The sequence below is a fragment of the Streptomyces lusitanus genome (genome assembly GCF_042647945.1).
Lineage (GTDB): Bacteria > Actinomycetota > Actinomycetes > Streptomycetales > Streptomycetaceae > Streptomyces > Streptomyces pseudogriseolus.
Map to the genome: position 1 here is coordinate 491,916 of NZ_JBHRWL010000004.1, position 24,898 is coordinate 516,813.

Consider the following 24,898-nt stretch of genomic DNA (forward strand, 5'->3'; position numbering starts at 1 on the left):
CGCCCGACCCGGTCCGTTGGTTGCCGCGGGCCGGACGTGACCGATCTCAAGTCGGCGCACAACGATCATCCGCGCGTCACTGGTCAGGCATTTTTACGGGCAGAGCCGACCAATCAAGATCATTTGATGCCCGGAGGCGGGCGCGCTGTCGGTGACAGGTGCGAGGATGCGGGCAGTACTGGCCGTACGTGCGCGTGTGGCGGTGGGGGAAGTCCGCGGAGGGGGACCGCGGGGCGGCTTCGTCCCCCGTGTCGCGGGCGCCCGCGCAGAAGGGACCGCTGACGGCGATGCAGATCCGGCTGACCGTCGTAGACCCGCTGGGCCCCTCCTCCCCCGCCCGGGAGCGGGCCGTGAGCTGCGACGTGCTGGTCACGGCGCCCGCGGGCACGGCGCTCGCCGCGGTCGCCTCCGCGCTCGCCTCGGCGGTCTCCGGCGGCGACGGCTCCTCCGGCTCCACGGGCGCGCCCGTGCTGTACGCCGGTGACCAGCGCCTGGACGCCCAGCGCTGCACGCTGGGCGAGCCCCCGCTGATCGACGGCGCGGTGCTGGCGGTGGGCGCCCCGGGCGAGCCCGAGCCGCACCCCGAGCTGGACGTGACCCCCACCCGGCTGCACGTGGTCGCGGGGCCCGACGCGGGCGGGGTGCACCTGCTGCACGGCGGAGAGATCCGCATAGGCCGCTCGGCCGACGCCGACGTGCCGCTCGACGACCCGGACGTCTCCCGGCTGCACTGCGCGGTGACGGTCGGCGCGGACGGCCGCGTGGCCGTGGCCGACCTCGGCTCCACCAACGGCACCCTGCTGGACGGCCGCTTCGTGGGCCCCCGCCCGGTGCGGCTCGCCCCGGGCGCGCTGCTGCGCATCGGCGAGTCTGCCCTGCGGCTGACCCTGGCGGAGGGCCCGTCCGCCCGGACGGCGGCCACCCCGGACGGGGAGGGGCACGTACGGGTGCCGGGACCGGGCGCGGCGGACACCGAGGGCGCGCGCGCCGCCGTGGGGACGCCGGGCCCCGGGAGAAGCGGCCCCGAGGGGCCGCGCGCCCCGACCCGCCACGCCTACGGCTCCGCCGGCTGGGCCACGCCCGCCCGCGCGGACGCGGCACCCGGCCCCGCCGGCCCCGCGCCCGGCCCCCGAACGACCGCCGCGCCCGGCCCCGTCCCGCACGTGCCCGAGCAGAGCGGCCCTCCGGAGGCCGAGCGGCGCGGCGACGGGGCGACGCCCGGACAGCGCACCGTGCGCATCGCCGCCCAGGGAGACGTGCCCCGCATGCCCCAGGGGCGGCGCGTGTCCCGGCCCGCCCCGGCCGACGAGACCCACGCGGGCCGGGGCGGGGCGCACGGCCTGTACGCCGACCAGGCGCACGGCCAGACGCGGGACGAGGCGCCCACCGCCCGCCCCGGGACGCCGCCCGCCGGACCCACCGGCCGCACCACCGGCGACGCCCGCGACGGGCGGTACGCGGACGCCGTCGCCGCGCAGGCCTCCGACGCCCCCGACGGCACCCGCAAAGGCACCCCCGTACGGGGCACCGACGTCCCCGAGCCGCCTCGGGCGCGCAAGCGGGGCGGGATCGGCGCCTGGGCGCGCCGGCTGACCGGCGGGCGGAGCGAGCGGGAGGCGGACGCGGCCGGGTACGACGACCCCGCTCAGGAACCGGCGTACGCCCCGGCCCCCGTCGCCCCCGCGCAGCCCGAGACCTGGCCGGACCCGGCCACGCTGCTGCTGACCGCGCTGGGCCCCGGCCCCCGGCTGTGGGAGCGCGGCCCGGACCACCCCGAGGCGCTCGCGGTGCGGCTCGGCACCGCGGACCGGCCCGCGCCGGACGGCTCCGGGCTGCTGCCCGCGGTCCCGGTGACCGTGGGTCTGCGCGAGGTCGGCGCACTGGGTCTCGCCGGTCCGCGCGAGCGGCTCGCCGGACTGGCCCGTGCGGCGCTCGCGCAGCTGGCCGCGCTGCACTCCCCCGACACGCTGGAGATCGTCCTGATCGCGGCGGACCCGTCCCGTCCGTCGGACGAGCGCACCGCCGAGTGGTCCTGGCTGGGCTGGCTGCCGCATCTGCGGCCCGGGCACGGCCAGGACTGCCGGCTGCTCCTCGCCCACGACCGGGAGCAGGCCGCGGCCCGCGCCGACGAGCTGCTGCGCCGCCTCGCCGACCACGACCACGCGGGCGCCCCGGCGGACGCCCCGTACACGGTGGTCGTGGTGGACGGCGACCCGGGCGGCGCCGACGTGCGGGAGGCCGTCGCGCGGCTGGCGCACGAGGGGCCGCGCGCGGGCGTCCATCTGCTGTGCCTCGCCGAGACGCCCGCCGCCTCGCCCGCGTCCCCGGTGACGAAGACGTACGAGGCGGCGTGCGCGGTGGCTCCCGCGTTCCGTGACTGCGGGGCGGTCGCCCTGCTCAGCGGGGACGTGGCGACCGCGCTCCGGCTGCTGCGGGTGGCGCGGACCGGCGACGGCTCCCCGCCCGGCCCGGTCGGGCACGGCACCCTCGCCACCGTGGACGCGGTGTCCGCGGCCTGGGCCGAGCGGTTCGCGCGGGCGCTCGCCCCGCTGCGGCCCGACGGTCCCGCGGCCGGCGGGCACCCGCGCGTGTCGGCGCCGCTGCCCCCGTCGGCGCGGCTGCTGGACGAGCTGGGCCTGGCCCGGGCCACGCCGGCGTCGCTGATGGCCCGCTGGGCCGACGCGGCGGACGACACGCGGGCGCTCGGCGGACGCGCCACCGCCGTCCTGGGCGCCGGACCGCGCGGCCCCGTCACCGCCGACCTCGTCGCCGACGGACCGCACCTGCTGGTCGAGGGCCCGTCCGGCAGCGGCCGTACGGAGCTGCTGCGGGCGGTCGTCGCCTCGCTGGCCGCGGCCGAGCGGCCCGACCGGCTGGGCGTCGTCCTGGTCGACGGGCGGGGCGGCCCGGCGACCGGCTCCGGGCCCGGCGAGGGCCTGCGGGTGTGCACGGACGTGCCGCACGTCTCCACCCACCTGAGCGCCGACGACCCGGTGCGGATGCGGGAGTTCGCCCAGTCGCTGAGCGCCGAGCTGAAGCGGCGCACGGAGCTGCTGGGCCGCTCGGACTTCGCCGAGTGGCACACGGGCCGGGAGCTGGCGGACCGGATGGTCGCCCAGCGCTCGGCCGCGAACGGCGACCTGGACAGCCCGCCCAGCGCGACCGTGCGGCTGCGTCCGGGCGCGGACCGGCGCGGGACGCGGGCCGCGCCGCCGCTGCCCCGGCTCGTGGTGGTCGTGGACGACCTCGACCAGCTGGTCTCGCCCGCGCTCGGCGCGCCGGGCCGCCCGGCCGCCGGATCGGTGATGCGGGCGCTGGAGGCGGTGGCGCGGGACGGCGAGCGGCTCGGGGTGCACCTGGTGGCCGCCACCGCGCCCTGCCCCCGGACGGCGCAGACCGAGCCGGTGAAGCAGGCGTCGCTGCGGGTCACGCTGGACGCGCCGGTCGCGGGGCGCGGCCCGGACGACCCGGCGCCGGGACGCGGCAGGCTGGCCCTCCCGGACGGAGGGGAGACGGCGTTCCAGGGCGGCCGGGTGACGGGCCGCATCCCGCGCACGGCGACGCTGCGGCCGACGGTGGTCCCGCTGGAGTGGCACCGCATGGGCGACCCGCCGGCCCGCCGCCAGGTCCGTGAACTGGGCAACGGCCCGACGGACCTGGCCCTCCTCGCCAGCGCCCTGGACCGCGCCGCCCGCCAGGTCGCGGCGACCCGCGTGCCGTCGCTGCTGTAGGCGCCCGCGCGTGACGCCCCGGCGCGGGATGCCAAGGCCGCGCCGGAAGCACCCCTCAGGGGCGCGGGGAACTGCGCGACCAGCCACCGACCACCCGCGCCCGGCGCTGCAAAGGGTGCCCCCCACTCTCCCCCACTCCCGGCTCGCTCGAGCCAGAGGTGCGCGGCGGGGATCTGCTTACAGCGACCGCGACGCAGACACACCCAGGGGCGCGAGGGACTGCGCGACCAGCCACCGACCGACCGGGGGCCGCGGCGTACATGACGCCCGATCACGACGCGGTCACGATCGGCGAGTTGACACGGGACGCGCTCTTGCCACCCCCACGTGCCGGGCGTAGACCAGACCGCACGGGACAGCGCTCGAACGTTCGGCCAAGTACGACGGAGTACGACGGAGTACGAGAACGGGGCAGTGATGCGCAGGACGAGCAGGATCATCCGGATACGCAGGTCGCCCGAGCCGCACGGGCCGACTCCCCCCACCCGACGGGCCGTCAGGGCCGCCGCGGCCCTGGCCGCCGGTGTGCTGGCGGTCTCCCTCACCGCCTGCGGAGGCGACGACGGCGGCGGTGGCGGTGACGACGACAAGGGCAAGGCGACCGGCGACACCGGAACGACCGTCACCCTGCCGAAGCTGGACGGCCAGTCCCTCGAGGTCGCGGCCGTGTGGACCGGTGCGGAGCAGAAGAACTTCAAGGCGGTCCTCGCGGAGTTCGAGAAGCGCACCGGCGCCAAGGTGACCTTCGTCCCCGCCCAGGACCCGATCATCAACTTCCTCGGGTCGAAGATCGCGGGCGGCGCCCCGCCGGACGTGGCGATGCTGCCGCAGCCCGGCGCGATCAAGCAGGCCGTGGAGAAGAACTGGGCCAAGCCGCTCGGCCCGGAGGCCGCCAAGGCGCTGGCCGAGAACTACTCCCAGGGCTGGCAGGACATCGGCTCGGTCGACGGCAAGCAGTACGGCGTCTACTACAAGGCCGCCAACAAGTCGCTGATCTGGTACAACGCCCAGGTCTTCGAGAACGCGGGCGCGGCCGAGCCGAAGACGTGGGACGAGCTGCTGAACACCGCGCAGATGGTCTACGACTCCGGCGTCACCCCGTTCTCCGTCGGCGGGGCCGACGGCTGGACCCTCACCGACTGGTTCGAGAACGTCTACCTCTCGCAGGCCGGCCCGGAGAAGTACGACCAGCTGGCCAAGCACGAGATCAAGTGGACGGACCCGTCCGTGAAGGAGGCGCTGACCACGCTCGCCGGGATCTGGGGCACGAAGGACTACGTCGCGACCGGCGCCCTGGGCACCGACTTCCCGACCTCCGTGACCCAGACGTTCACCGGCGGCGACCAGCCCAAGGCCGGCATGGTCTACGAGGGCGACTTCGCGCAGGTCAACATCGTCGAGGCCAAGGCGAAGGTGGGCACGGACGCCAAGGTGTTCCCGTTCCCGGCGGTCGGTGACACCGCGCCGGTGGTCTCCGGCGGCGACGCGGCCGTGATCCTCGAGGACTCGAAGGCGGCGCAGGCGCTGGTCACCTTCCTGGCCTCCCCCGACGCGGCGGAGATCCACGCGAAGCTGGGCGGCTTCGTCTCCCCGAACAAGAACGTCGACCCGTCGGCGTACCCGAACGACGTGCAGAAGAAGATCGCCGAGGCGCTGGTGGCGTCCGGGGACGACTTCCGCTTCGACATGTCCGACCAGGCCCCGCAGGCCTTCGGCGGCACGCCCGGCAAGGGCGAGTGGAAGGCGCTCCAGGACTTCCTGAAGAACCCGAAGGACATCGCCGGCACGCAGGCGAAGCTGGAGGCCGACGCGGCCGCGGCGTACGGGAACTGATCCGGCGATGGCGTCGGACACGACGGCAGGGGCGCCGATGGCGGCCCCTGCCGCTCCCAGGTCGCGCAAGAGCGTCACCGGCACCCGCAGGACCGTGGCGGCGCTGTTCCTGCTGCCCGCCCTGGTGCTGCTCGGTGCGCTCGTGGTCTACCCGATCGGGTACTCGGTCGTCCGCAGCTTCTACGACCAGTCCGGCGACTCCTTCGCCGGGATCGACAACTACCGTGCGCTGTTCACCGACGACGGCATCCGCACCGCGCTGAAGAACAACATCATCTGGGTGGTGTTCGCCCCGACGGTCGCGACCGCGCTCGGGCTGGTCTTCGCGGTGCTCACCGAACGGGTCCGCTGGGGTACGGCGTTCAAGCTGGTCGTCTTCATGCCGATGGCCATCTCCATGCTGGCGGCGGGCATCATCTTCCGCCTCGTCTACGACCAGGACCCGGACAAGGGCGTGGCGAACGCCGTGTGGGTGGGGGTGCACGACACCTTCGCCCAGTCGTCGGCGTTCCCGAAGGCGCACCCGGGCCGTGAGTCGCCGCTGGAACCGGCCGGCGGGGGCGCGTTCGTCACCAAGGGCACGGTGAGCGCCGGTGACACGGTGACGCTGCCGCTGGTGGGCGTCGCCCCGGACGCCATGCCGGACGGCGCCGCACCGGCCGCCGCACCGAAGCCGGAGGGCGACCGGATCACCGGCAGCACCTGGCAGGACTTCACCCGCGGCAAGGGCGTCGGCGCCCTGAACCAGGTGGACGCCTCCGAGCTGGGCTACGCCGGGATGAGGATCGAGGCGGTGAAGGACGGCACGGTGGTGGAGACGGCCACGGCCGCCTCCGACGGCACGTTCTCCTTCTCGTCCAAGGCCGACGGGGCGCACCTCAGGCTCCCGGCGAGCAACTTCAAGGAGCCGTACAACGGCCTGGACTGGCTCGGCCCGTCGCTGGTCACGCCCGCGATCATCGGCTCGTACATCTGGATGTGGGCGGGCTTCGCGATGGTGCTGATCGCCGCCGGGCTCGCGGGGATGCCCCGGGAGCTGCTGGAGGCGGCGCGGGTGGACGGCGCGAACGAGTGGCAGGTGTTCCGCAGGGTCACGGTGCCGCTGCTGGCGCCGGTCCTCGCGGTCGTCACCGTCACCTTGATGATCAACGTGCTCAAGGTGTTCGACCTGGTGTTCATCATCGCGCCGGGCTCGTCCCAGGACGACGCCAACGTGCTCGCGCTGGAGCTGTACCGCAAGGGCTTCGCGTCGGACCAGCCGGGCATCGCCAGCGCGATCGCGGTGTTCCTGCTGCTGCTCGTCATCCCGGTGATGTGGTTCAACGTACGCCGGCTGCGGCGGGAGGTGCGGCGATGAGCGCGGACGCCGGAAGCGTCACGAAGGCGGGCGTGCGGCCCGCCGAGCCCGTCCGGACGGAACCGTCCCTGGGGTCGCGGCTCGCCCGGTGGGTGAGCGGCGGGGCGGTCCGCGTGTTCCTGATCGTCGTCGGCCTGTTCTGGCTGGTGCCGACGGTCGGGCTGCTGCTGGCGAGCCTGCGCGCCCCGGAGGACATGGCCGCCGACGGCTGGTGGCATGTGTTCACCGAGCCCTCGCAGCTCACCTTCGGCGCGTACGAGACCCTGCTGGAGAACGACGACATCACCGGCTCGCTGCTGAACACGGCGTACATCACCGTGCCGGCGACCGTGCTGGTGGTGGTGATCGGCTCCCTCGCGGGGTACGCGTTCGCGTGGATGGAGTTCCCGGGCCGCGACTGGTGGTTCCTGGCGGTGGTGGGGCTACTGGTGGTGCCGGTGCAGGTGGCGCTGATCCCGATCGCCGAACTCTTCGGCGCCCTCGGCATCTTCGGCTCGCTGACCGGTGTGATCCTGTTCCACGTCGGTTTCGGTCTGCCGTTCGCGGTGTTCCTGCTGCGGAACTTCTTCGCGGAGATCCCCAAGGAGCTGCTGGAGGCGGCCCGGCTGGACGGCGCGGGCGAACTGCGGCTGTTCGTGCGGGTAGTGATGCCGCTGGCCGGTCCGGCGATCGCCGCGCTGGGCATCTTCCAGTTCCTGTGGGTGTGGAACGACATGCTGGTCGCGCTGATCTTCACCGACTCGGGCAGCCAGCCGATCACGGTCGCGCTCCAGACGCAGGTGCGGCAGTTCGGGAACAACATCGACGTGCTGGCGCCGGGCGCGTTCATCTCGATGGTGGTGCCGCTGGTGGTGTTCTTCGCGTTCCAGCGGCAGTTCGTCTCCGGCGTGATGGCGGGCGCCGTCAAGTAGGCACATCATGAGCGCAGTTGAGGGGCGGACCTGCCGAGGTCCGCCCCTTCGTGCGACGAGGTTCCCCCGGATGCCGCAGGGGGCGTAACCAAGGCGGGCCAACGGGCGTTGCCGGGCAGAACGCCCGCACCGACCGTTGGATGCCCCTTGCCCAGGTTCAGTGTCATTGTCCCCGCGTACCAGGTTCAGGCGTATCTGCGCGAGTGCCTGGAGTCGGTGCTGACCCAGTCGTACCCGGATCTCGAACTGATCGCCGTGGACGACTGCTCGCCGGACGCCTGCGGAGCGGTGATCGACGAGTTCGCGGCCCGCGACCCGCGGGTGCGGCCCGTGCACCTGCCGGCCAACGTCGGCCTGGGCCCCGCCCGCAACGCGGGCATGGCCCACGCGACCGGCGACTACCTGGTGTTCCTGGACGGCGACGACACCCTCACCCCGGACGCGCTGCTCGCCGTCGCCGACCGGCTGAAGGAGACCGGCGACCCGGACGTCCTGGTCTACGACTACGCCCGCGCCTACTGGACCGGCGAGACCGTGCGCAACCAGGTCGCCGCCCTGCTCGCCGAGCACGGCCCGGCGCCGTTCACCCTCGCCGACCGGCCCGGGCTGCTCAACCTGCTCGCGGTGGCCTGGAACAAGGCGTACCGCCGGGAGTTCGTCGAGCGCGCCGGGTTCGCCTTCCCGCCGGGGTACTACGAGGACACCCCCTGGACGTACCCGGTGCTGATGACGGCGGGGACGATCGCCACCCTCGACCGGGTGTGCGTGCACTACCGGCAGCGGCGCGCCGGCGGCATCCTGCACACCACCAGCGAGCGCCACTTCGAGGTCTTCGGTCAGTACGACCGGGTCTTCGCCCACCTCGACGAACACCCCGACCTGGAGCGCTGGCGTCCGGTGCTGTTCCGCCGCATGGTCGACCACCTGCTGACCGTCTACACCCGCCCGGACCGGCTGCCGCGCGGCTCCCGCGCCCGCTTCCTGCGCCGGGCCCGCGACCAGTACCGGCGCCACCGCACGCCCGGCGCGCCCGTCCCCGCCCGCGCCCGGGTGCGGCACGCGCTGGTCCGGTTCGGGCTGCACCGCACCTACCGCACGCTGCGGCTGGCCTCGGCCCTGGGCCGTCGCGCGGGCCGGCTGCGCCGCCGGGCGCTGCGCGGTCTGCGCCGCGTCCTGCTGGGCGCCCACTACCGGGTGCAGCGGCTGCTCCCGCTGGACACCGGCCGCGTCCTGTTCACCGTCGAGGACGACGGCGGCTACGGAGGCGACCCGGCCGCCCTGGAGTCCGCGGTGCGCGACCACGCGCCGCACGTCCGCACCGCGTGGGCGGCCCGGCGCGAGCTGCACCACACCCTGCCCACCGCCACCCGCCGCCTGGTGCCCGGCACCGCCGCGCATCTCACCGCGCTGGCCCGCAGCGCGTACCTGGTGACCGACCGCCACCGGGTGCCCGGCCTGGTCAAGCGCAAGGGGCAGATCCTGGTGCACACGCCGCCCGGCACCCCGCTGGCGTACGCGGGGCTGGACCTCCAGGACCGTCCGGCGGCGGCCCGGGACACGGACTTCGCGGAACTGCTGGCGGGCGTCGACCAGTGGGACCACGTCGTCACCGGCGACCGCCACTCCACGCTGACCTACGAGCGGGTGCTGCCCGGCCGGTACCGGACGCTGGAGTACGGCAGGCCGCGCACCGACCGGTTCCACACGGCGACCCCGGCGGACGTGGCCGTGCTGCGGGACTCCCTCGGCGTCCCCTCCGGCGCGGTGGCGATCCTGTACGCGCCCGCGCCCCGCGACTACCGCCGCGCCCCGGTGCGGACGCTCGACCTGGAGCGCGTGGTGCGGCGGCTCGGCCCCCGGTTCGTGATCCTGTCCCTCGCCGGGCGTTCCCCTGACGAGCCGCCGGAGGCCGCCTCCGACCGGGTGGTGGACGTGAGCGCCCACCCGGACGTGATGACGCTGTGCCTGGCCTCGGACGCCCTGGTCACCGACTTCTCCCCGCTGATGTGCGACTACGCGGGCCTGGACCGGCCGATCGTGTTGCACGCCGAGGACCGGGAGGCGTACGCGGCGGCCCGCGGCCTGTACGTGGACCCGTGGACGGTCCCGCCGGGCGCGGTCGCGGACAGCGAGGACGAGCTGATCGAGATCTTCGCCGGGGGCCGCTGGTGCGGGCCGCGCGCGACGCGGCTGCGGGCGGCGTTCCGGGACCGCTTCTGCCCGCACGACGACGGCCGCGCCGCGGAGCGGGTGGTGCGCACGGTGCTGCTCGGGGAGTTCGCCGAGCCGCGGTCCGTCCCCCCGGAGCGGCGCCGCCCGGTGCCGGCGGCCGCCGTCGCGCCGGTGGCCCCCGTGGTGTCGCTGCCGCCGCAGCCGGCGGTCTTCTGACCGTCACTCGTCCCGTCGGCCGTCACTCACCCCGTCCGCCCGTCGTTGCCCCACTGGGAGTACGCATGTCCCCCGGCTCGTCACGGCCCGCCCCGGCCCGGCCGCCCGCGCGGCGTCCGACGGGGCGGCCCGGGCGGCGGCCCGCCCGCTGAGCGGCCGCCGTCACGCCCTCGTCAACGGAAAGAGCAGAATGCCCCGCTTCAGCATCATCGTCCCGTCCCATGGGGTCGCAGGCCGGCTGGGCCAGGCGCTGGACTCGGTCCTCGCCCAGTCGTTCGGAGACTTCGAGCTGATCCCGGTCTGCGACGCGGCCAGGTCACCGGCGGCCGGTGTCGCCGCCGGGCACGCCGAGCGGGACTCCCGGGTGGCGCCCGTGCACGCGCCGCCGTCCGAGGGGCTGGCGGGTGCGCGCAACGCGGGCGTGCGGGCGGCGACCGGGTCGTATCTGCTGTTCCTGGACGGGGACGACGTGCTGGCGCCGGGCGCGCTGGCGGCCCTGGACGCGCGGCTGACCCAGACCGGCCCGGTGGACGTGCTGCCCTGCGAGCACGAGCGTGTCCCCTGGTGGGAGGGCGAGCCCACCCGCCCCGTGGCGCCGCTGCTGGAGCGCGCCCCGGCCGGCGCCTTCGCCCCGGCCCGCGCCCCGCACCTCACCGGGGTGCGGCTGCCCGCGTGGAGCGCGGCTTGGCGGCGCGCCTTCGTCACCGAGCACGAACTGGCCTTCCCGCCCGGGTGGTTCACCGACGTCGGCTGGTGCGGGCGGGCGCTGCTGCGCGCGGAGCGGGTGGCGGTGTCGCGCCGGGTGCTGGTGCGGCACCGGGCCCGCCGCCAGGGCGACCGGCTGCGGCTGCCCGGGGCGCACCACCACGACCTGCTGGACCAGGCGGAGCGGGTGCTCGAGGAGGCCGCCGGACTGGGGCTGCCGGACGAGCGGTCGGGGCCGCTGTTCGAGCAGCTGTTCGCGGCGGTGCTGAAGACGGCCGCGCATCCCCGGCGGCTGCCGTCCGGGCGGCGGGAGTTCTTCCGCCGCGCGAGCGCCCTGTACCGCCGGCACCGGCCCGCCGGGTTCCGGCCGCCGGGCGGCAGCCTGGGCGTGCAGCACCGGCTGCTGGCGGCCGGGTCGTACGAGGCGTTCGCGGCGCTGCGCGACACCCGGCGCGCGGCCGGGCGTGCGGCGGCCGCGCTGCCCCGCCCGCGCGGACTGCGCACCCGGCTGCACTACGGCCTCCAGCTGCGCCGCCCGCTCGACCCGGACCTCGCGGTGTACTGCGCGTACTGGGGCCGGGGGTACGCCTGCAACCCGGCCGCGATCCACGCCAAGGCCCGCGCACTCGCCCCGCACCTGCGGGGCGTGTTCCTGGTGGAGGCCGACCAGGCGCACACCGTGCCTGACGGCGTGGAGTACGCGGTCCTCGGCAGCCGCCGCGCCTGGGAGCTGCTCGCCCGCGCCACGTACCTGGTCAACAACGCCAACTTCGCGGAGGGCGTGGTCAAACGCCCCGGCAGCGTGCACCTCCAGACCCAGCACGGCACGCCGCTGAAGACGATGGGCGTGGACCAGTCGGTGTACCCGGTGGTCGCGGCCGCCACGGGCAGCTTCACCAAGCTGCTCGGGCGGGTGGACCGCTGGGACTACAACCTCTCCTCCAACCCGCACTCCACCCGCGTCTGGGAGCGCGCCTTCCCCGGCTCGTACGAGCACCTGGAGTACGGCTATCCGCGCAACGACGTGTACGTGACGGCCGGCGCCGACGACGTGGCCCGGGTCCGCGCCGAGCTGGGCGTCCCGGAGGGGGCGCGGGCGGTGCTGTACGCGCCGACCCACCGCGACCACCTCACCGGCTTCGAGCCGGGGCTGGACCTGGAGGCGTTCTGCGAGGCGGCCGGCGAGGACGTGGTGGTGCTGCTGCGGGCGCACTACTTCTACGACCAGGGGGGCGGGAGCGGCCGGCGGTCCGGCCGGGTGATCGACGTGTCGGCGCACCGCTCCTCGGAGGACGTGTGCCTGGCCGCGGACGCCCTGGTCACGGACTACTCGTCGATCATGTTCGACTACGCCAACCTGGACCGCCCGATCGTGGTGTACGCCGACGACTGGGAGGTGTACCGGCAGACGCGGGGCGTCTGCTTCGACCTGATGGCCGCCCCGCCGGGCCGGGTCGCGCGGACGCCTCAGGAGCTGGCGCAGGTGTTCCGCGACGGCTCGTACGCGGACGGGGAGGCGGCGGCGCTGCGGGCGGCGTTCCGGGAGCGGTTCTGCCCGTTCGACGACGGCCGGGCCGCCGAGCGGGTGGTGCGCCGGGTGCTGCTCGGCGAGCCGCCCGAGGCCCTGCCGCCCGTGATCCCGCTCGCGGAGCGCGTCCCCGCCCCCGCGGCCGCCACCCTGGTGAGGAGCTGACGTGCCCCGCTTCAGCGTCATCGTCCCCGTGCACAACGTGCAGGGCTACTTGCACGCCTGTCTCGACTCGGTGCTCGGGCAGTCGTACCGCGACCTCGAGGTGATCGCCGTCGACGACCGCTCCCCGGACGGCTGCGGGGCGATCCTCGACGACTACGCGGCCCGCGACGAGCGGGTGCGGGTGCTGCACCTGGAGGAGAACGTGGGGCTCGGCCGGGCCCGCAACGCCGGGATGCCGCACGCGACCGGCGACTTCCTGCTGTTCCTCGACAGCGACGACACCCTCACCCCGGGCGCGCTGCGGGCCCTCGCGGACCGCCTCGACGAGACCGGCGACCCGGACGTGCTGGTCTTCGACTACGCCCGCACCTACTGGTGGGGCGGCACCCGGCGCAACGTGCTGGCCCATGTGCTGGCCGAGGCCGCCGGGAGCACCTTCACGGCCGCCGAGCGGCCGGAGATCCTCGACCTGCTGATGGTGGTGTGGAACAAGGTCTACCGCCGCGACTTCGTCGAGCGGGAGGGCTTCTCCTTCCCGCCCGGCTACTACGAGGACACGCCCTGGACGTTCCCGGTGCTGCTCAGCGCGGAGCGCATCGCCACCCTGGACCGGATCTGCCTGTACTACCGGCAGCGCCGCCAGGGGAACATCCTGTCCACCACCAGCCGCAAGCACTTCGACGTGCACGAGCAGTACGCGCGGGTGTTCCGGTTCGTGGACGCCCGCCCGGCGCTGGCGCACTGGCGGCCGTTCCTGCACGCCAAGATGGGCGAGCACTGTCTCGACATCCTGTCCAAGCCGGACCGGCTTCCGCCGTCGGACCGGGCCGAGTTCTTCCGCCGCACGGCCGGGATGTTCCACGCGCACCGCCCGCCGGGCGCCCGGATCCCCCCGGAACTGCGGGTCCTTGAGGGCACCTACGCCGGTTACGTGCTGCGCCGCAGGGCCACCCGGACCGGGCGGGAGCTCCAGCGGCGGGCCCGGCAGGCGCGGGCGGCGACGGCGGCGCGTGCGGTGCGCGCCCGGTCCCTGCTGCGCCGCCCGCTGGACCCCCATCTCGCGGTGTACTCGGCGTTCTCGCACCGCGGGATGCTCGGCGACCCGGCGGCCGTGTACCGCGCGGCCCGCGAACTCGCCCCGCACATCCGGGGCGTGTGGGTGGTCGCCGACGAGGAGCGGGCCGCCGCCCTGCCGCCGGACACCCCGTACGTGCTGCCCGGCACGCCGGAGTACCGCCGGGTGACCGAGCGGGCCACGTACTTCGTCAACAACGTCAACTGGTCGGGCACGCTGGTGAAACGGCCGGGCAGCGTGCACGTCCACACCCACCACGGCACCCCGCTGAAGTACGCGGGCGCCGATCTGCTGGACAAGCCCGGCGCGCGGCTGCACTTCGACGTGCCGCAGATGCTGCGCCGGGCCGACCGCTGGGACCACAGCCTGGTCGCCAACCGCCACTCCGAGCTGGTGTGGGAGCGGGCCTTTCCCTGCCACTTCACCTCGCTGCGGTCGGGCTCCCCGCGCAACGACGTGCTGGTGCGCGGCGACGAGGGGCGCGCCCGCGCCACACGGGAGCGGCTCGGGATCCCGGAGGGCGACACGGTGGTGCTGTACGCGCCGACCCGCCGGGACTACCGCAGGGACGGGCTGGTGGAGCGGATCGACCTGGCCCGGTTCGCCGCCGACCTGGGCGAGGGCCGCACCCTGGTGGTCCGGCTGCACCCCACGCTCGCCGACGGACCGGCCCGCGGCCTGGGTCTGTCGGAGCTGCACCGGCGGGGCGTACTGGTGGACGCCACCGACGAGCCGGAGGTGCAGGACGTGCTGCTCGCGGCCGACGTCCTGGTCACCGACTACTCGTCCGTGATGTTCGACTACGCCCTGCTGGACCGGCCCGTCGTGGTCCACGCCGACGACTGGGACGCCTTCCGGGCGAGCCGGGGCGCGTACCTGGACGTCACCGCCGAGCCGCCGGGCCATGTCACGCGCTCCTACCGGGAGCTGGCGTGGCTGTTCGCGTCGGGCGCCTGGGCGGACGAGGAGTCGGACCGGCTGCGGGCGGCGTTCCGGGAGCGGTTCTGCGAGTACGACGACGGCCGGGCCGCCGAGCGGGTGGTGCGCGCCGTGATGCTGGGCGAGCCGCTGCCGGAGCCGGCGGGCGATCCCGGCCTGGTGCCCGCGCAGACCGCCGGCCGCGACCTGCTGACCCCGTCGTGAGGCCGCGCACCTGGGTGCTGCTGCTGGCGGCCCTGTTCGCGCTGATGCAACTGGCCACCGTGGAGGGCCGCGACACCCCCGACAGCAAGAACTACGTGTCGTACGCGCTGAGTCTGACCGGCCTGGGCAAGCGGGAGGCGGCGACCGCCACCATCGACCACTACTGCGCGGGGAAGGCGGCGATGGCGCACCGCGCGCAGAACGTGGACGTGGTGCGCTTCCACGCCCCGGACCCCGCGCCCCGGGTCTTCCAGGAGTGCCGGGAGCAGGAGTGGCGGCAGGTTCAGGCGCGGCTGGCGGCCGGGGAGACCGGCGGGCACACGGTGCCGTTCATGCCGGAGCGGTTCATGCGGATCTTCGAGGTCCGGCCCGGCTATCCGCTGGTCCTGGCGCCGTTCGTGGCGCTGTTCGGGGTGACGTGGGGGGTGTGGGCGGCCGGCGTGGTGATCACCTGCGCGGGCGGGGTGTTCGCGTATCTGGTGCTGCGCACGCTGGCCGCGCCGGTGCCGCTCGCGCTCACCGGCATGGCGCTCTACCTCGTCCTGCCGTGCGGGACGACGGCGATGCGCCCGATGACCGAGGGCCTGATGCTGGCGCTGACGCTGGCCGCGCTGTGGGGCTGCGCCCTGGTGCTGGGCGGGACGAGACCCCGGGCGGGTCTGGCGCTCGTCGGGGGCGCGGCGGCGGCGCTGTTCACGGTGAAGCACTCCCAGGCGCTGTTCCTCGGGGCGTGCCTGGCGGCGGCGGGCGCGGCGGTCGTGGCGGGGCGGCGGTGGCGGGGGATGCCGGCCGGGCGCGGTCCGGTCGCCCTCGCGGCGGTGGGGTGCGCGGGGGTGCTCGGCACGGTGCTGGTGTCCCGGCTGCTGGGGTATCCGTCGGTGTCGGAGAGCGTGCAGGACCTGCTCACCGGGCACTTCTCCCGGCCCGACCGGGATGAGCCGTGGGCGGAGTTCTTCCAGCTCCAGGGGAACTTCTGGATGGAGTGGGCGCGGCGGCAGCTGTGGGAGCCGGTGTTCCTGGCGGCGCTGGCGGCGGGCGCGCTGGGGGCGCGGCGGCGGCCGGCGTTCGGGGCGTTCCTGGCGGCGGCGGCCTGCACGGGGTTCCTCAACCAGGCGGGGCACCCGGACATCAACATCTGGGGCGACCGGCTGATCACGCTGGCCTGGCTGCTGCCGGTGCTGGGGGTGCCGCTGCTGCTGGAGCCGGTGCTGCGGCGGGCGGTGGTGCCCGCGCAGGGCGCGCCGGTGGAGCCGGTGGGCTGAACCGGCGCGGGGCGCGTTGGTGGACCCAAGGGCTGACCGGGCGTCACCCGAAGCGGTGACGGCTGGTCACAGCCGGGCGGCATCCGGGAACATTGGGCAAATGCCCCGAATGCCCCTTTCTTCTCGCGTCCGATGAGCGCCGGCGTCCTCGTCCGGCGCCGCACGGTGGACGGCGCCACGGCGCTGCGCGGCGGCGGGTCCTGGCGCCCGACGCCGTACCAGTGCGCCGGCTTCCTGTTCTTCCTGACGATGACCCTGGCGTTCTGGCGGGTGCCGCTGTGCTGCGACGCCGGGCAGCACGCGGCGGTCGTGGAGCGCCTCAAGGACGATCTGCTGCACCCCCGGCACCCGATGGCGGACCTGCCCGGCGCGGGCAGCCCGTACTACTCGCCGTACGCCGTCGCGCAGGGCGCGTTCGCCCGGTGGACCGGGCTGGGCGGCTGGGAGGTGCTGCGCCTCACCGGGCCGCTGAACCTGCTGGTGCTGCTCACCGGTCTGGGCCGCTTCGTGCGGGTGCTGACCCCGCGCCCCTGGGCGCCGGTGCTGGCGCTCGCCGCGACGGCGCTGCTGTGGGGGGTGGAGCGCGCCTGGTGGAGCGGCTATCTGAACCTGATGTCGATGACGGGCAATCTGCCCTACCCGTCGGCGTTCGCGATCGGGCTCGCCTTCTGGGCGTGGGCGCTGACCGGCGCGCGGGCCCGGGGCACGAGGGCCGTGCGCTACCTGGGTCCGGGCGGCCTGCGCCCGCTGTCCGGGTACGCGGGCCTCGGTGTGCTGTACGGGCTGATCCTGCTGGTGCACCCGATCACCGCGGTCGCGGCGGCGCTGGGCGCGCTGGCGCTGGTCGCCGGGTGGCAGCGGCGCTGGTCGGCGGCGCTGGCCGGGCGGTGGGCGCTGACCGGAGCGGTGGCGCTGCTGACGGCGGCCTGCTGGCCGTACTTCGACGTGTTCGCGCTCGCCGGGGACACCAGCGTGGACGCGATGCACCGGCGGCTGTATCTGGACCTGCCCGGGCAGTTCGGGCTGGCGCTGCTGGGGCTGCCGGCCCTGTGGCTGCGGGCCCGGCGCTCGTGGCGGGACCCGCTGCTGCTGATGTTCGCCCTGGACTGCGCGGTCGTGACGTACGGCTGGGTGAGCGGCCACTACACCTACGGGCGGGCCCTCGGGCTGGCTACCCCGACTTCTTCCTTCCCGACGAACAGCGCCGCACGGCCGCGACAGAGGCGTACTTCGCCGAGGGCACGTCCGCGGCGGAGCGGCGGCGCATCGAGGGGGAGTACGAGGTGCGGTGGGTACTGGACCGCCGCGGCGCGCTGGCCGACCCGGCCCTGCGGGAGGTGGCGCGGGGGCCGCGGGGGGAGGTGCTGTACGCGGTGCGGTGAGGGCGGCGCCCATAAGGGGCGCGGGGAACTGCGCGACCAGCCACGGTGTGGCCGCACCCGGCGTGCGACAGTCCTCGGCACCCCGGTGGCCGTACGGGGGTGTGGCGCGGGCCCGCAGGCGGCGGGAGCAGCGCCCCTTCAGGGGCGCGGGGAACTGCGCGATCGGCCCCGTGCGGCCCGCACCCGGCGTGCAACAGTGCCCGGCACCCCGGTGGCCGTATGGCGGTGCGGCGCGGGCCCGCTGGAGGGGTGCCGCCTGCGCCCACCCGTGCCGCCCCTAGCGGCACGACTGCCCGCAGGCGGCAGGCGCCTCAAGGGGCGCGGGGAACTGCGCGACCAGCCACGATGCGGCCGCACCCGGCCTACAACAGTGCCCGGCACCCCGGTGGCCGTACGGGGGGGTGGCGCGGGCCCGCTGGAGGGGTGCCGCCTGCGCCCACCCGTGCCGCCCCTAGCGGCACGACTGCCCGCAGGCGGCGTGGGGAACTTGGCCGTGCCGTGAGGCCGGCGGGCGTCAGTGGAGTGCGTCCGTCGCCAGTTGGACCGCACGGCGCAGGCGTGGGTGGGTGAGGTGGGTGGCCAGGGGGCGGAGTGCCGCGGCGGCGCCGGACGGTTCCCAGCGGATCTGCAGGCGGCCCGGGTTGTGGCCCTCCGGCTCGACGGTGACCCGGTGCGGGGCGGCGCCGGCGCGGTAGGGGACGCGGGCGGTCAGCGCCGGGAACTCCAGCGGGGCGAGCAGCAGCGCCTGGTGGGCCTGGCCGGCGCCGGAGAGCCGGACCAGCGGATGCCGGACCCCGGTGAAGCCGCCCAGCGGCAGCCGCGCCCCGGCCAGGTCCAGCCGTACCGTCCCCTCGAACACGCCGGGCCGCACCGGGTCGAGGCGGAACGGCACGGTGAGGCGGCGCCGGCCGGGGGAGATCACCAGGCTCGCCCGCTGCGGGCCGACGGGGAGCCGAAGCGCCGGGTCGTAGGTCCGCACGGTCAGGTCGACGCGGGCGCCGCCGCCGGGGACGCGGGCGATTTCCGTGATCTCGTGCCGGAACAGCGCGCCGGGGAACGGGCGCGTGTCCGGCTCCAGCTCGGTCAGGTCCAGCTCGCGGCGGGCGGCCACGGTGTCCGGCACGCGGTCGCCCCAGTAGACGCGGCCGTCCGCGTCGGCGGCCAGCCGCCTCGGGGCGACGCCGTATCCCAGCCCCCGTGCCGCCAGCGCGGCCTCCGCGAGCCTGCGGTCCCGGACCAGCTGGAGCACCACCCGCTCGGCGCGGGGCAGCCGGGCGTACGCGCCCGGGGACAGCGTCTCCAGGTACGGGTTCACCTCGTCGGCGAAGGCGGCCAGCCACTCCTCGTCGCGGTAGGGCAGGTCGCCCGCGTACATCCGGAAGTCGTGCTTGAGGAACTTGTGGTCCTTGTCCTCGCGCAGTCCCGCGTGCCCGCTCTCCGTGAGGAACGCGTCGATCAGCCGCTGCACGTGGATCCGGTCGCGGACGTTGCCGATCAGATGCCGCTGGTTGGATATGGACGCCGCGTCGGAGCGCACGTAGGGGGCTATGTACCAGAGGTAGACCGGCTCGGGGACGATCGTGAACCGCTCCGCGAGGCAGTAGGCCTGCGCCGAGAACAGTTGGTCCTCGTAGTGGATGCCCTCCGGGAAGCGCAGTGCGTGCCGGTCGAGGAAGGCGCGGGCGTACATCTTGCTGGTCGCCAGGTGCTCGAAGAACAGCCGCGGGTCGTCCTCGATGCCGTCCAGGGTGCGGCGCTCGCCCACCAGGTGCGGCATCCAGGTGGAGCGGCGCCCGGTGTCCACCCGGATCCGGCGCACCGCGCCCATCGCGAAGTCGATGTCCCGCTCCCGGTGGGCGGCGAGCAGGGCGGCGACCGCCCCCTCCGGCAGCTCGTCGTCGCTGTCGAGGAACATCAGGTACGGGGCCCGGGCGATCTCCAGGGCGCGGTTGCGGGGGGCGCTGCACCCGCCGCTGTTCTCCGGCAGCCGCAGGTACCGCACGCGCGGGTCGGCGGCCGCCAGCTCCCGCGCCACCTGAGGGGTGTCGTCGGTGGAGTGGTCGTCGCTGATCACGATCTCGACGTTCCGGTGGGTCTGGCGGCGCACGGACTGCACCGCGCGCGGCAGCCGCCCGGCGTCGTTGTGCACGATCACCGTGACGGTGACGTCGGGTGTGCGGGACGCGGACATCACGCGGTCACCTCCTGGGGCGCCGGCGCCGGGGTGCGTTCCTCCAGCGGGAGCACCGGCGGGAGGGACGCCTCGTCCTCGCCGAGGAACACTCTCCGCACGACCCGCTCGGCGGCCCGGCCGTCGTCGAACTCGCAGAACCGGCGGCGGAAGGCGGCCCGCGCCTTCGCCGCCCCCTCGTCGCGCCAGGCGTCGGTGGCGAGGATCTCGGTGAGGTCGTCCTGGGTGTGCGCCACCGGCCCCGGCGCCTCGGCCATCAGGTCGAAGTACACCCCCCGGGTGGTGCGGTACGTCTCCCAGTCGTCGGCGTGGATGACGATCGGGCGGTCCAGGTTGGCGTAGTCGAACATGATCGACGAGTAGTCCGTGACCAGGGCGTCGGCGGCCAGGCACAGCTCCTCGACCGGGTCGTACGCGGACACGTCGACGATGCGGCCGGAGCGGCGCAGGGCGGCCGGCGGCGAGACGCCCGGGTCGTAGAAGTAGTGGGCGCGCACCAGCAGGACGGTGTCCTCGCCGAGCCGCTCGGCGAGCGCGGCGAGGTCCAGGCGCGGGGTCCAGCCGGCCTCGTAGTCGCGGTGGGTGGGCGCGTAGAGGACGGCCCGGCGGCCGGGGGCGATGCCGAGCCGCTCGCGGACCGCGCGCACCTCGTCGGCGCCGGCCGTGTAGTAGACGTCGTTGCGCGGATAGCCGTGGTCGAGGGAGACGTACCGGGACGGGTAGGCGCGCTCCCACATGCGGGTGGTGTGGCTGTTGGCGGAGACGCTGTAGTCCCACTTGTCGACGCGCTCGAGGAGGGCGTCGAAGTCCAGGCCCTGCGCGGCGGCCGGGTAGGCCGTCTGGTCGAGGCCCATGCGCTTGAGCGGGGTGCCGTGGTGGGTCTGCACATGCACCGCGTCCGGGCGTTTGACCACCGCGTTCGGGAAGTTGACGTTGTTGACGAGGTACTTCGCCGTGGCGAGCGTCTCCCAGTAGCGGCGGGTGCCGGGGATCACGTGGTCGGTGCCGGGCGGCAACAGGGCCGCGTTGCGGGCGGTCACCACCCACACCGGGTGGATGTGCGGGGCCAGTTCGGCGAGGGTGGCGGCGATCGCCGCCGGGTTGCAGGCGACGCCGCGGTTCCAGTAGGCGGAGAACACCGCGAGGTGCGGGTCGACGGGGCGGCGCAGCGCCGCGCGGTACTGCCGGTCACGGATCAGCGCGCCCGCCTGCCGCCGCCCCGCGCGCACCGTGGACCGCACGGCGCGGCGGGCGTGGTTGGCGGCCTGGAAGGCCCGGTAGCGGGTGTAGGCGCCCTCCTCGAGCAGCGAGCGGCGCACGCCCTCCGGACCGCCGGGGCGGCGGTACCCCTCGGGGCGGCGGCGTACGGCGGCGGAGCCGGCCCGCAGGAAGAACTCCCGCGCCGCCGGCTCGGGCACGGCGCCGCGGGCGAAGGTGCGCAGGCAGTCGCGGACCATGATTTCGTAGAGCACGGTGTAGACGGCGGGCCGGTCCTGGGCGAGGTCGAGCAGGGCCTCGTAGCGGTCGACGGCGGCGAGGTGCTGCCCGGGGGTGACGGGCGGGAGGCTCGCGGGGCGCAGCCGCCGGTCCTCGTACGCGACGTGCGGCAGGCAGGAGACGCGCCCGGCGAGCAGCAGGGCGGTGAGGGCGGCGCGCGGCTCGTCGTCGGTGGTGAGCCGTTCCTCGTGGGCCCGCCAGAAGTCGGCGCGCAGCACGCGCGTGCCGAGCAGCGGGGTGAGCCGCAGCAGGTAGGCGCTGTCGGCGAGGGCCGGCTCGGTGCGTCCGGCGCGGGCGAGGAGGGGGCCGTCCGCGGAGGGCAGGGCGGAGCTGCGCCAGGTGCTGCGCAGATGGTCCAGGAGGAGGACGTCCACGGTGTCCGGCAGTTCGGCGGTGCGTTCGGCGACCGTGCGGGGGCTGCCGGGCGGCAGGCCGTCCTTGGCGCGGACGAAGTGCAGCCAGCGGCCGCGGGCCCGCGCGGCCCCCGCCGCTCTCGCCGCCGCGTCGGACGTGCCGTCGGGCAGCGGGACCACCTGGAGCTGCGGGGCGTGCCGCTCGGCCGTCTCACGGGCCCAGTCGCCGACGGCGGCGACCACGACCTCCACGTCCGGCAGCGGGTGGGCGACGAGCGAGTCGAGCAGGCCGGTCAGGTGGTCCTGGGTGTTCGGCCCGTGGACGATGACGCTGAGCTGGGGCATCACGGGGCTCCTTCGGCTGCTCGTCGGCGCGGACGGTCCCGTCGGTCGTATCCAGTCATAGTGACACCTATGGGACGAATCGGGCGGGGGAGGTCCACCCGAACGGCGCTCGCCGCGCCCGCGCCGGTCGTGGTAACGCCCTGCCTGCTACCGGGCCCCGGTGAACTTCTCGTACTCCTTGAGCACCTCGTCCGTCGGCCCGTCCATGCGCAGCTCGCCGCGCTCCAGCCACAGCACGCGGTCGCAGGTGTCGCGGATGGACTTGTTGTTGTGGCTGACCAGGAACACCGTGCCGGCGTGCTTGCGCAGTTCCCGGATGCGGGCCTCGGAGCGCTTCTGGAAGGATCGGTCGCCGGTGGCGAGCGCCTCGTCGACGAGGAGCACGTCGTGGTCCTTGGCGGCGGCGATGGAGAAGCGCAGGCGGGCCGCCATGCCGGAGGAGTAGGTGCGCATCGGCAGGGTGATGAAGTCGCCCTTCTCGTTGATGCCGGAGAAGTCGACGATGCCCTGGTAGCGCTCCTTCACCTCCTCGCGGGACATGCCCATCGCGAGCCCGCCCAGGAGCACGTTGCGCTCGCCGGTGAGATCGGCCATCAGCGCCGCGTTGACGCCGAGCAGGGACGGCTGGCCGTCGGTGTAGATGCGGCCGTTCTCCACCGGGAGCAGTCCGGCGACGGCCTTGAGCAGCGTGGACTTGCCGGAGCCGTTGGTGCCGATCAGGCCGATCGCCTCGCCACGGTAGGCCACGAAGGACACGTTCCGCACGGCGTGCACCCGGCGCACGCCGGACGCCTTCTCGGTCTGCTTGCGGCGGAGCATGCGGTTGAGCGCGGCGGTCGCGGTGCCGCGTCCCGCGCCGGTGCCGTTGACCCGGTAGACCACGTCGACGCCGTCGGCGACGACCGTCGGCCTCCTGTCCTGGGGGGTGTCAGCCACGGCCGTACCTTTCCTCTGCCTTCCAGAAGTAGACGAAGCCGACCACGCCGGCGAGCACCGCCCAGCCCAGGGCGAACGCCCAGACGTGCGGCGGCAGGTACGACGAGTCGTACTGGTCGATCAGCGCGAAGCGCACCAGGTCCATGTAGATCGCGGCCGGGTTCCACTGGAGGACGTCCGCCAGCCAGGCGGGGACGTTCTTGTCCGCCAGCATGGCCGGGATGGAGAACATCACGCCGGACGCGTACATCCAGGTCCGCAGCACGAACGGCATCAGCTGCGCCAGGTCGGGCGTCTTGCTGCCCATCCGCGCGAAGATCAGCGCGAGACCGGTGTTGAACACGAACTGGAGCACCAGGGCGGGCAGCACGAGCAGCCAGGACGCGGCGGGGTAGTTGCCGAACCCGACCATGAGGACGACCAGCACGATCATCGAGAACAGCAGCTGCTGGAGCTGCTGGAGCGCGAACGAGACCGGCAGCGAGGCCCGCGGGAAGTGCAGCGCGCGCACCAGGCCGAGGTTGCCGGAGATCGCCCGCACGCCGGCCAGCACCGAACTCTGTGTGAAGGTGAACACGAACACGCCCGTCACCAGGAACGGCACGTACGCGTCGCTCGGTATGCCCTTACGGGCGCCCAGCAGCAGGCCGAAGATGAAGAAGTACACCGCCGCGTTGAGCAGCGGCGTCGCCACCTGCCAGAGCTGGCCCAGCTTCGCCTTGCTGTACTGCGCGGTCAGCTTGGCCTGCGAGAAGGCCAGGATGAAGTGGCGCCGTCCCCACAGCTGGCGGACGTACGCGCCGAGGGACGGGCGGGCGCCGCTGACCGTGAGGCCGTGGCGGGCGGCGAGGGCCGCGAGGTCGGCCTCGGGAGGTTCCGGGCGCGCCGACGCGGCGGGCGGTGTGTGGAGTGCCTGACTCACATCCGCTGCTTTCGCTAGAGGGAGGTGGGGGGTGACGGTTCCGACGTCGGAACGGGACCGTATCGTCGTGACGACGAGCGTAGGTCGAATGCACGTCGGAACGCAACCGTATCGTCGCTACGCGGGCGGCCTATGCTGGAGCCCATGACGAACGCAGACGCGCCCGAGCCACGTCCGCGCCGCCGGGCTCCCGCCGGGGCCGCCGTCCTGCGCGAGGACGTCACCGAGGCGATCCGGGCGGCCGTCTTCGAGGAGCTCGCCGCCGTCGGCTACGCCCGGATGTCGATCGAGGGCATCGCGCGCCGCGCGGGCGTCGGCAAGACCGCGGTGTACCGCCGCTGGCGCTCCAAGCTGCACGTCGTCCTCGACGTGGTCTCCGCGCTCGCCGTCCAGGGCCTGCCCGCGCCGGACACCGGCTCCCTGGAGGGCGACCTGCGCCTGCTCTACGAGGTCACCTCACGCGCCCTGCGCCACCCCGTCGCCTCGCAGATCCTCCCCGACCTCCAGGCCGAGGCCGCCCGCAACCCCGACATCGCCGAGGCCGTGCAGAAGGCCCTGCGCGAGGGCCAGGACGGAGTCGCCAAGGGCATCGTCACGGCGGCCCAGGAGCGCGGCGAGATCGCCCCCGCCGTGGACCACGCTCTGGCCCTGGACCTGATCTCCGGGCCGCTGTACTGGCGCTCGGTGGTGATCCGCAGCCCGAAGCTGCCCAAGGGCTACCTGGACGGCCTGGCCCGCGCGACGACCCAGGCCCTCCGGGCCCTCTGAAAGCAGGTCGCCCGGGCTCCCCGGGCTCCCCGGGCCGCGTCTGCCCGGGTCCCGGCCCTCGGCCCCTCGGCCCCTGAGCCCTCGCCGGCCGGCCCCGGTCAGCTCCTTCGCGTCCGCCCCGGCACCCAGGGCCCGCCGGCCTCCCTGAGCCTCGCCCGCGCGACCGCGCGGACTCCCTCGGCGACGATCCTTTGGGCCGCCGGGCTCTCCGGCCCCGGCGCGGCGCATGTCTGCCAGGCCCTCCGGCCCCGGCGCGGCGCGTGTCTGCAAGGCCCTCCGGCCCCGGCGCGCGCGGCCTCAGCCCGTGTGACCGCCAGGGCTTTCCTAGAGGTGATCGCCTGGGCCGCCGGGCTCTTCGGGCGCCGCCCGGTCAAGCCCTCGCGGCCGGCCGGGCCTTCTCCAGGTG

14 protein-coding genes are annotated in these 24,898 nt (G+C 75.0%); 10 read left to right on the forward strand and 4 right to left on the reverse strand.

Features of this window, described 5'->3' with window-relative positions; all coding sequences use genetic code 11:
* Positions 1–287 precede the first annotated feature (287 nt).
* The 9 genes from ACFOSY_RS09005 (at position 288) to ACFOSY_RS09045 (ending at position 17,982) form a co-directional block, all read left to right on the forward strand.
* On the forward strand, positions 288–3,731 hold the full coding sequence (locus ACFOSY_RS09005; RefSeq protein WP_394306199.1) for an FHA domain-containing protein: 3,444 nt from the start codon (positions 288–290) through the stop codon (positions 3,729–3,731).
* Between the two features lie 417 nt (positions 3,732–4,148).
* A complete protein-coding gene (locus ACFOSY_RS09010; RefSeq protein ID WP_394306200.1) occupies positions 4,149–5,564 on the forward strand; it encodes an ABC transporter substrate-binding protein in 1,416 nt (471 codons plus the stop codon).
* Between the two features lie 7 nt (positions 5,565–5,571).
* Positions 5,572–6,921: a carbohydrate ABC transporter permease gene (locus tag ACFOSY_RS09015; protein ID WP_394306201.1), complete on the forward strand. Its 1,350-nt coding sequence runs from the start codon at positions 5,572–5,574 to the stop codon at positions 6,919–6,921.
* Complete coding sequence (locus ACFOSY_RS09020) at positions 6,918–7,832, forward strand: carbohydrate ABC transporter permease (protein ID WP_394306202.1); 915 nt, start codon at positions 6,918–6,920, stop codon at positions 7,830–7,832. The genes ACFOSY_RS09015 and ACFOSY_RS09020 overlap by 4 nt, the downstream gene beginning before the upstream one ends.
* A gap of 147 nt (positions 7,833–7,979) precedes the next feature.
* Positions 7,980–10,220, forward strand: a complete 2,241-nt coding sequence (locus ACFOSY_RS09025) for a bifunctional glycosyltransferase/CDP-glycerol:glycerophosphate glycerophosphotransferase (RefSeq protein ID WP_394306203.1) — start codon at positions 7,980–7,982, stop codon at positions 10,218–10,220.
* 190 nt (positions 10,221–10,410) lie between these two features.
* Entirely contained in the window at positions 10,411–12,618 is a 2,208-nt protein-coding gene (locus ACFOSY_RS09030) for a bifunctional glycosyltransferase/CDP-glycerol:glycerophosphate glycerophosphotransferase (RefSeq protein WP_394306204.1), read from the forward strand.
* Position 12,619: 1 nt separating this feature from the next.
* A complete protein-coding gene (locus ACFOSY_RS09035) occupies positions 12,620–14,836 on the forward strand; it encodes a bifunctional glycosyltransferase/CDP-glycerol:glycerophosphate glycerophosphotransferase (protein WP_394306205.1) in 2,217 nt (738 codons plus the stop codon).
* Positions 14,833–16,098 carry a hypothetical protein gene (locus tag ACFOSY_RS09040; RefSeq protein ID WP_394306206.1) on the forward strand — a complete coding sequence of 422 codons (1,266 nt, stop codon included), beginning with the start codon at positions 14,833–14,835 and terminating at the stop codon, positions 16,096–16,098. Before ACFOSY_RS09035 ends, ACFOSY_RS09040 begins: the two co-directional genes overlap by 4 nt.
* 132 nt (positions 16,099–16,230) lie before the next feature.
* On the forward strand, positions 16,231–17,982 hold the full coding sequence (locus ACFOSY_RS09045) for a hypothetical protein (RefSeq protein ID WP_394306207.1): 1,752 nt from the start codon (positions 16,231–16,233) through the stop codon (positions 17,980–17,982).
* A 12-nt stretch (positions 17,983–17,994) separates the two neighbouring features.
* Here the strand turns inward: ACFOSY_RS09045 and ACFOSY_RS09050 are convergent, their stop codons facing one another.
* The 4 genes from ACFOSY_RS09050 to ACFOSY_RS09065 all read right to left on the reverse strand — a co-directional run bounded on the left by ACFOSY_RS09050 (position 17,995) and on the right by ACFOSY_RS09065 (position 23,724).
* Complete coding sequence (locus tag ACFOSY_RS09050; protein WP_394306208.1) at positions 17,995–19,671, reverse strand: glycosyltransferase; 1,677 nt, start codon at positions 19,669–19,671, stop codon at positions 17,995–17,997.
* A complete protein-coding gene (locus ACFOSY_RS09055) occupies positions 19,671–21,866 on the reverse strand; it encodes a CDP-glycerol glycerophosphotransferase family protein (protein ID WP_394306209.1) in 2,196 nt (731 codons plus the stop codon). Before ACFOSY_RS09055 ends, ACFOSY_RS09050 begins: the two co-directional genes overlap by 1 nt.
* A 147-nt stretch (positions 21,867–22,013) precedes the next feature.
* A complete protein-coding gene (locus tag ACFOSY_RS09060; RefSeq protein WP_394306210.1) occupies positions 22,014–22,802 on the reverse strand; it encodes an ABC transporter ATP-binding protein in 789 nt (262 codons plus the stop codon).
* Entirely contained in the window at positions 22,795–23,724 is a 930-nt protein-coding gene (locus ACFOSY_RS09065) for an ABC transporter permease (protein WP_394306211.1), read from the reverse strand. The genes ACFOSY_RS09060 and ACFOSY_RS09065 overlap by 8 nt, the downstream gene beginning before the upstream one ends.
* Positions 23,725–23,856: 132 nt before the next feature.
* Here ACFOSY_RS09065 and ACFOSY_RS09070 point away from each other — a divergent pair, with 132 nt between their 5' ends.
* Positions 23,857–24,492: a TetR/AcrR family transcriptional regulator gene (locus ACFOSY_RS09070; protein ID WP_394306212.1), complete on the forward strand. Its 636-nt coding sequence runs from the start codon at positions 23,857–23,859 to the stop codon at positions 24,490–24,492.
* The last annotated feature ends 406 nt before the right edge of the window (positions 24,493–24,898 follow it).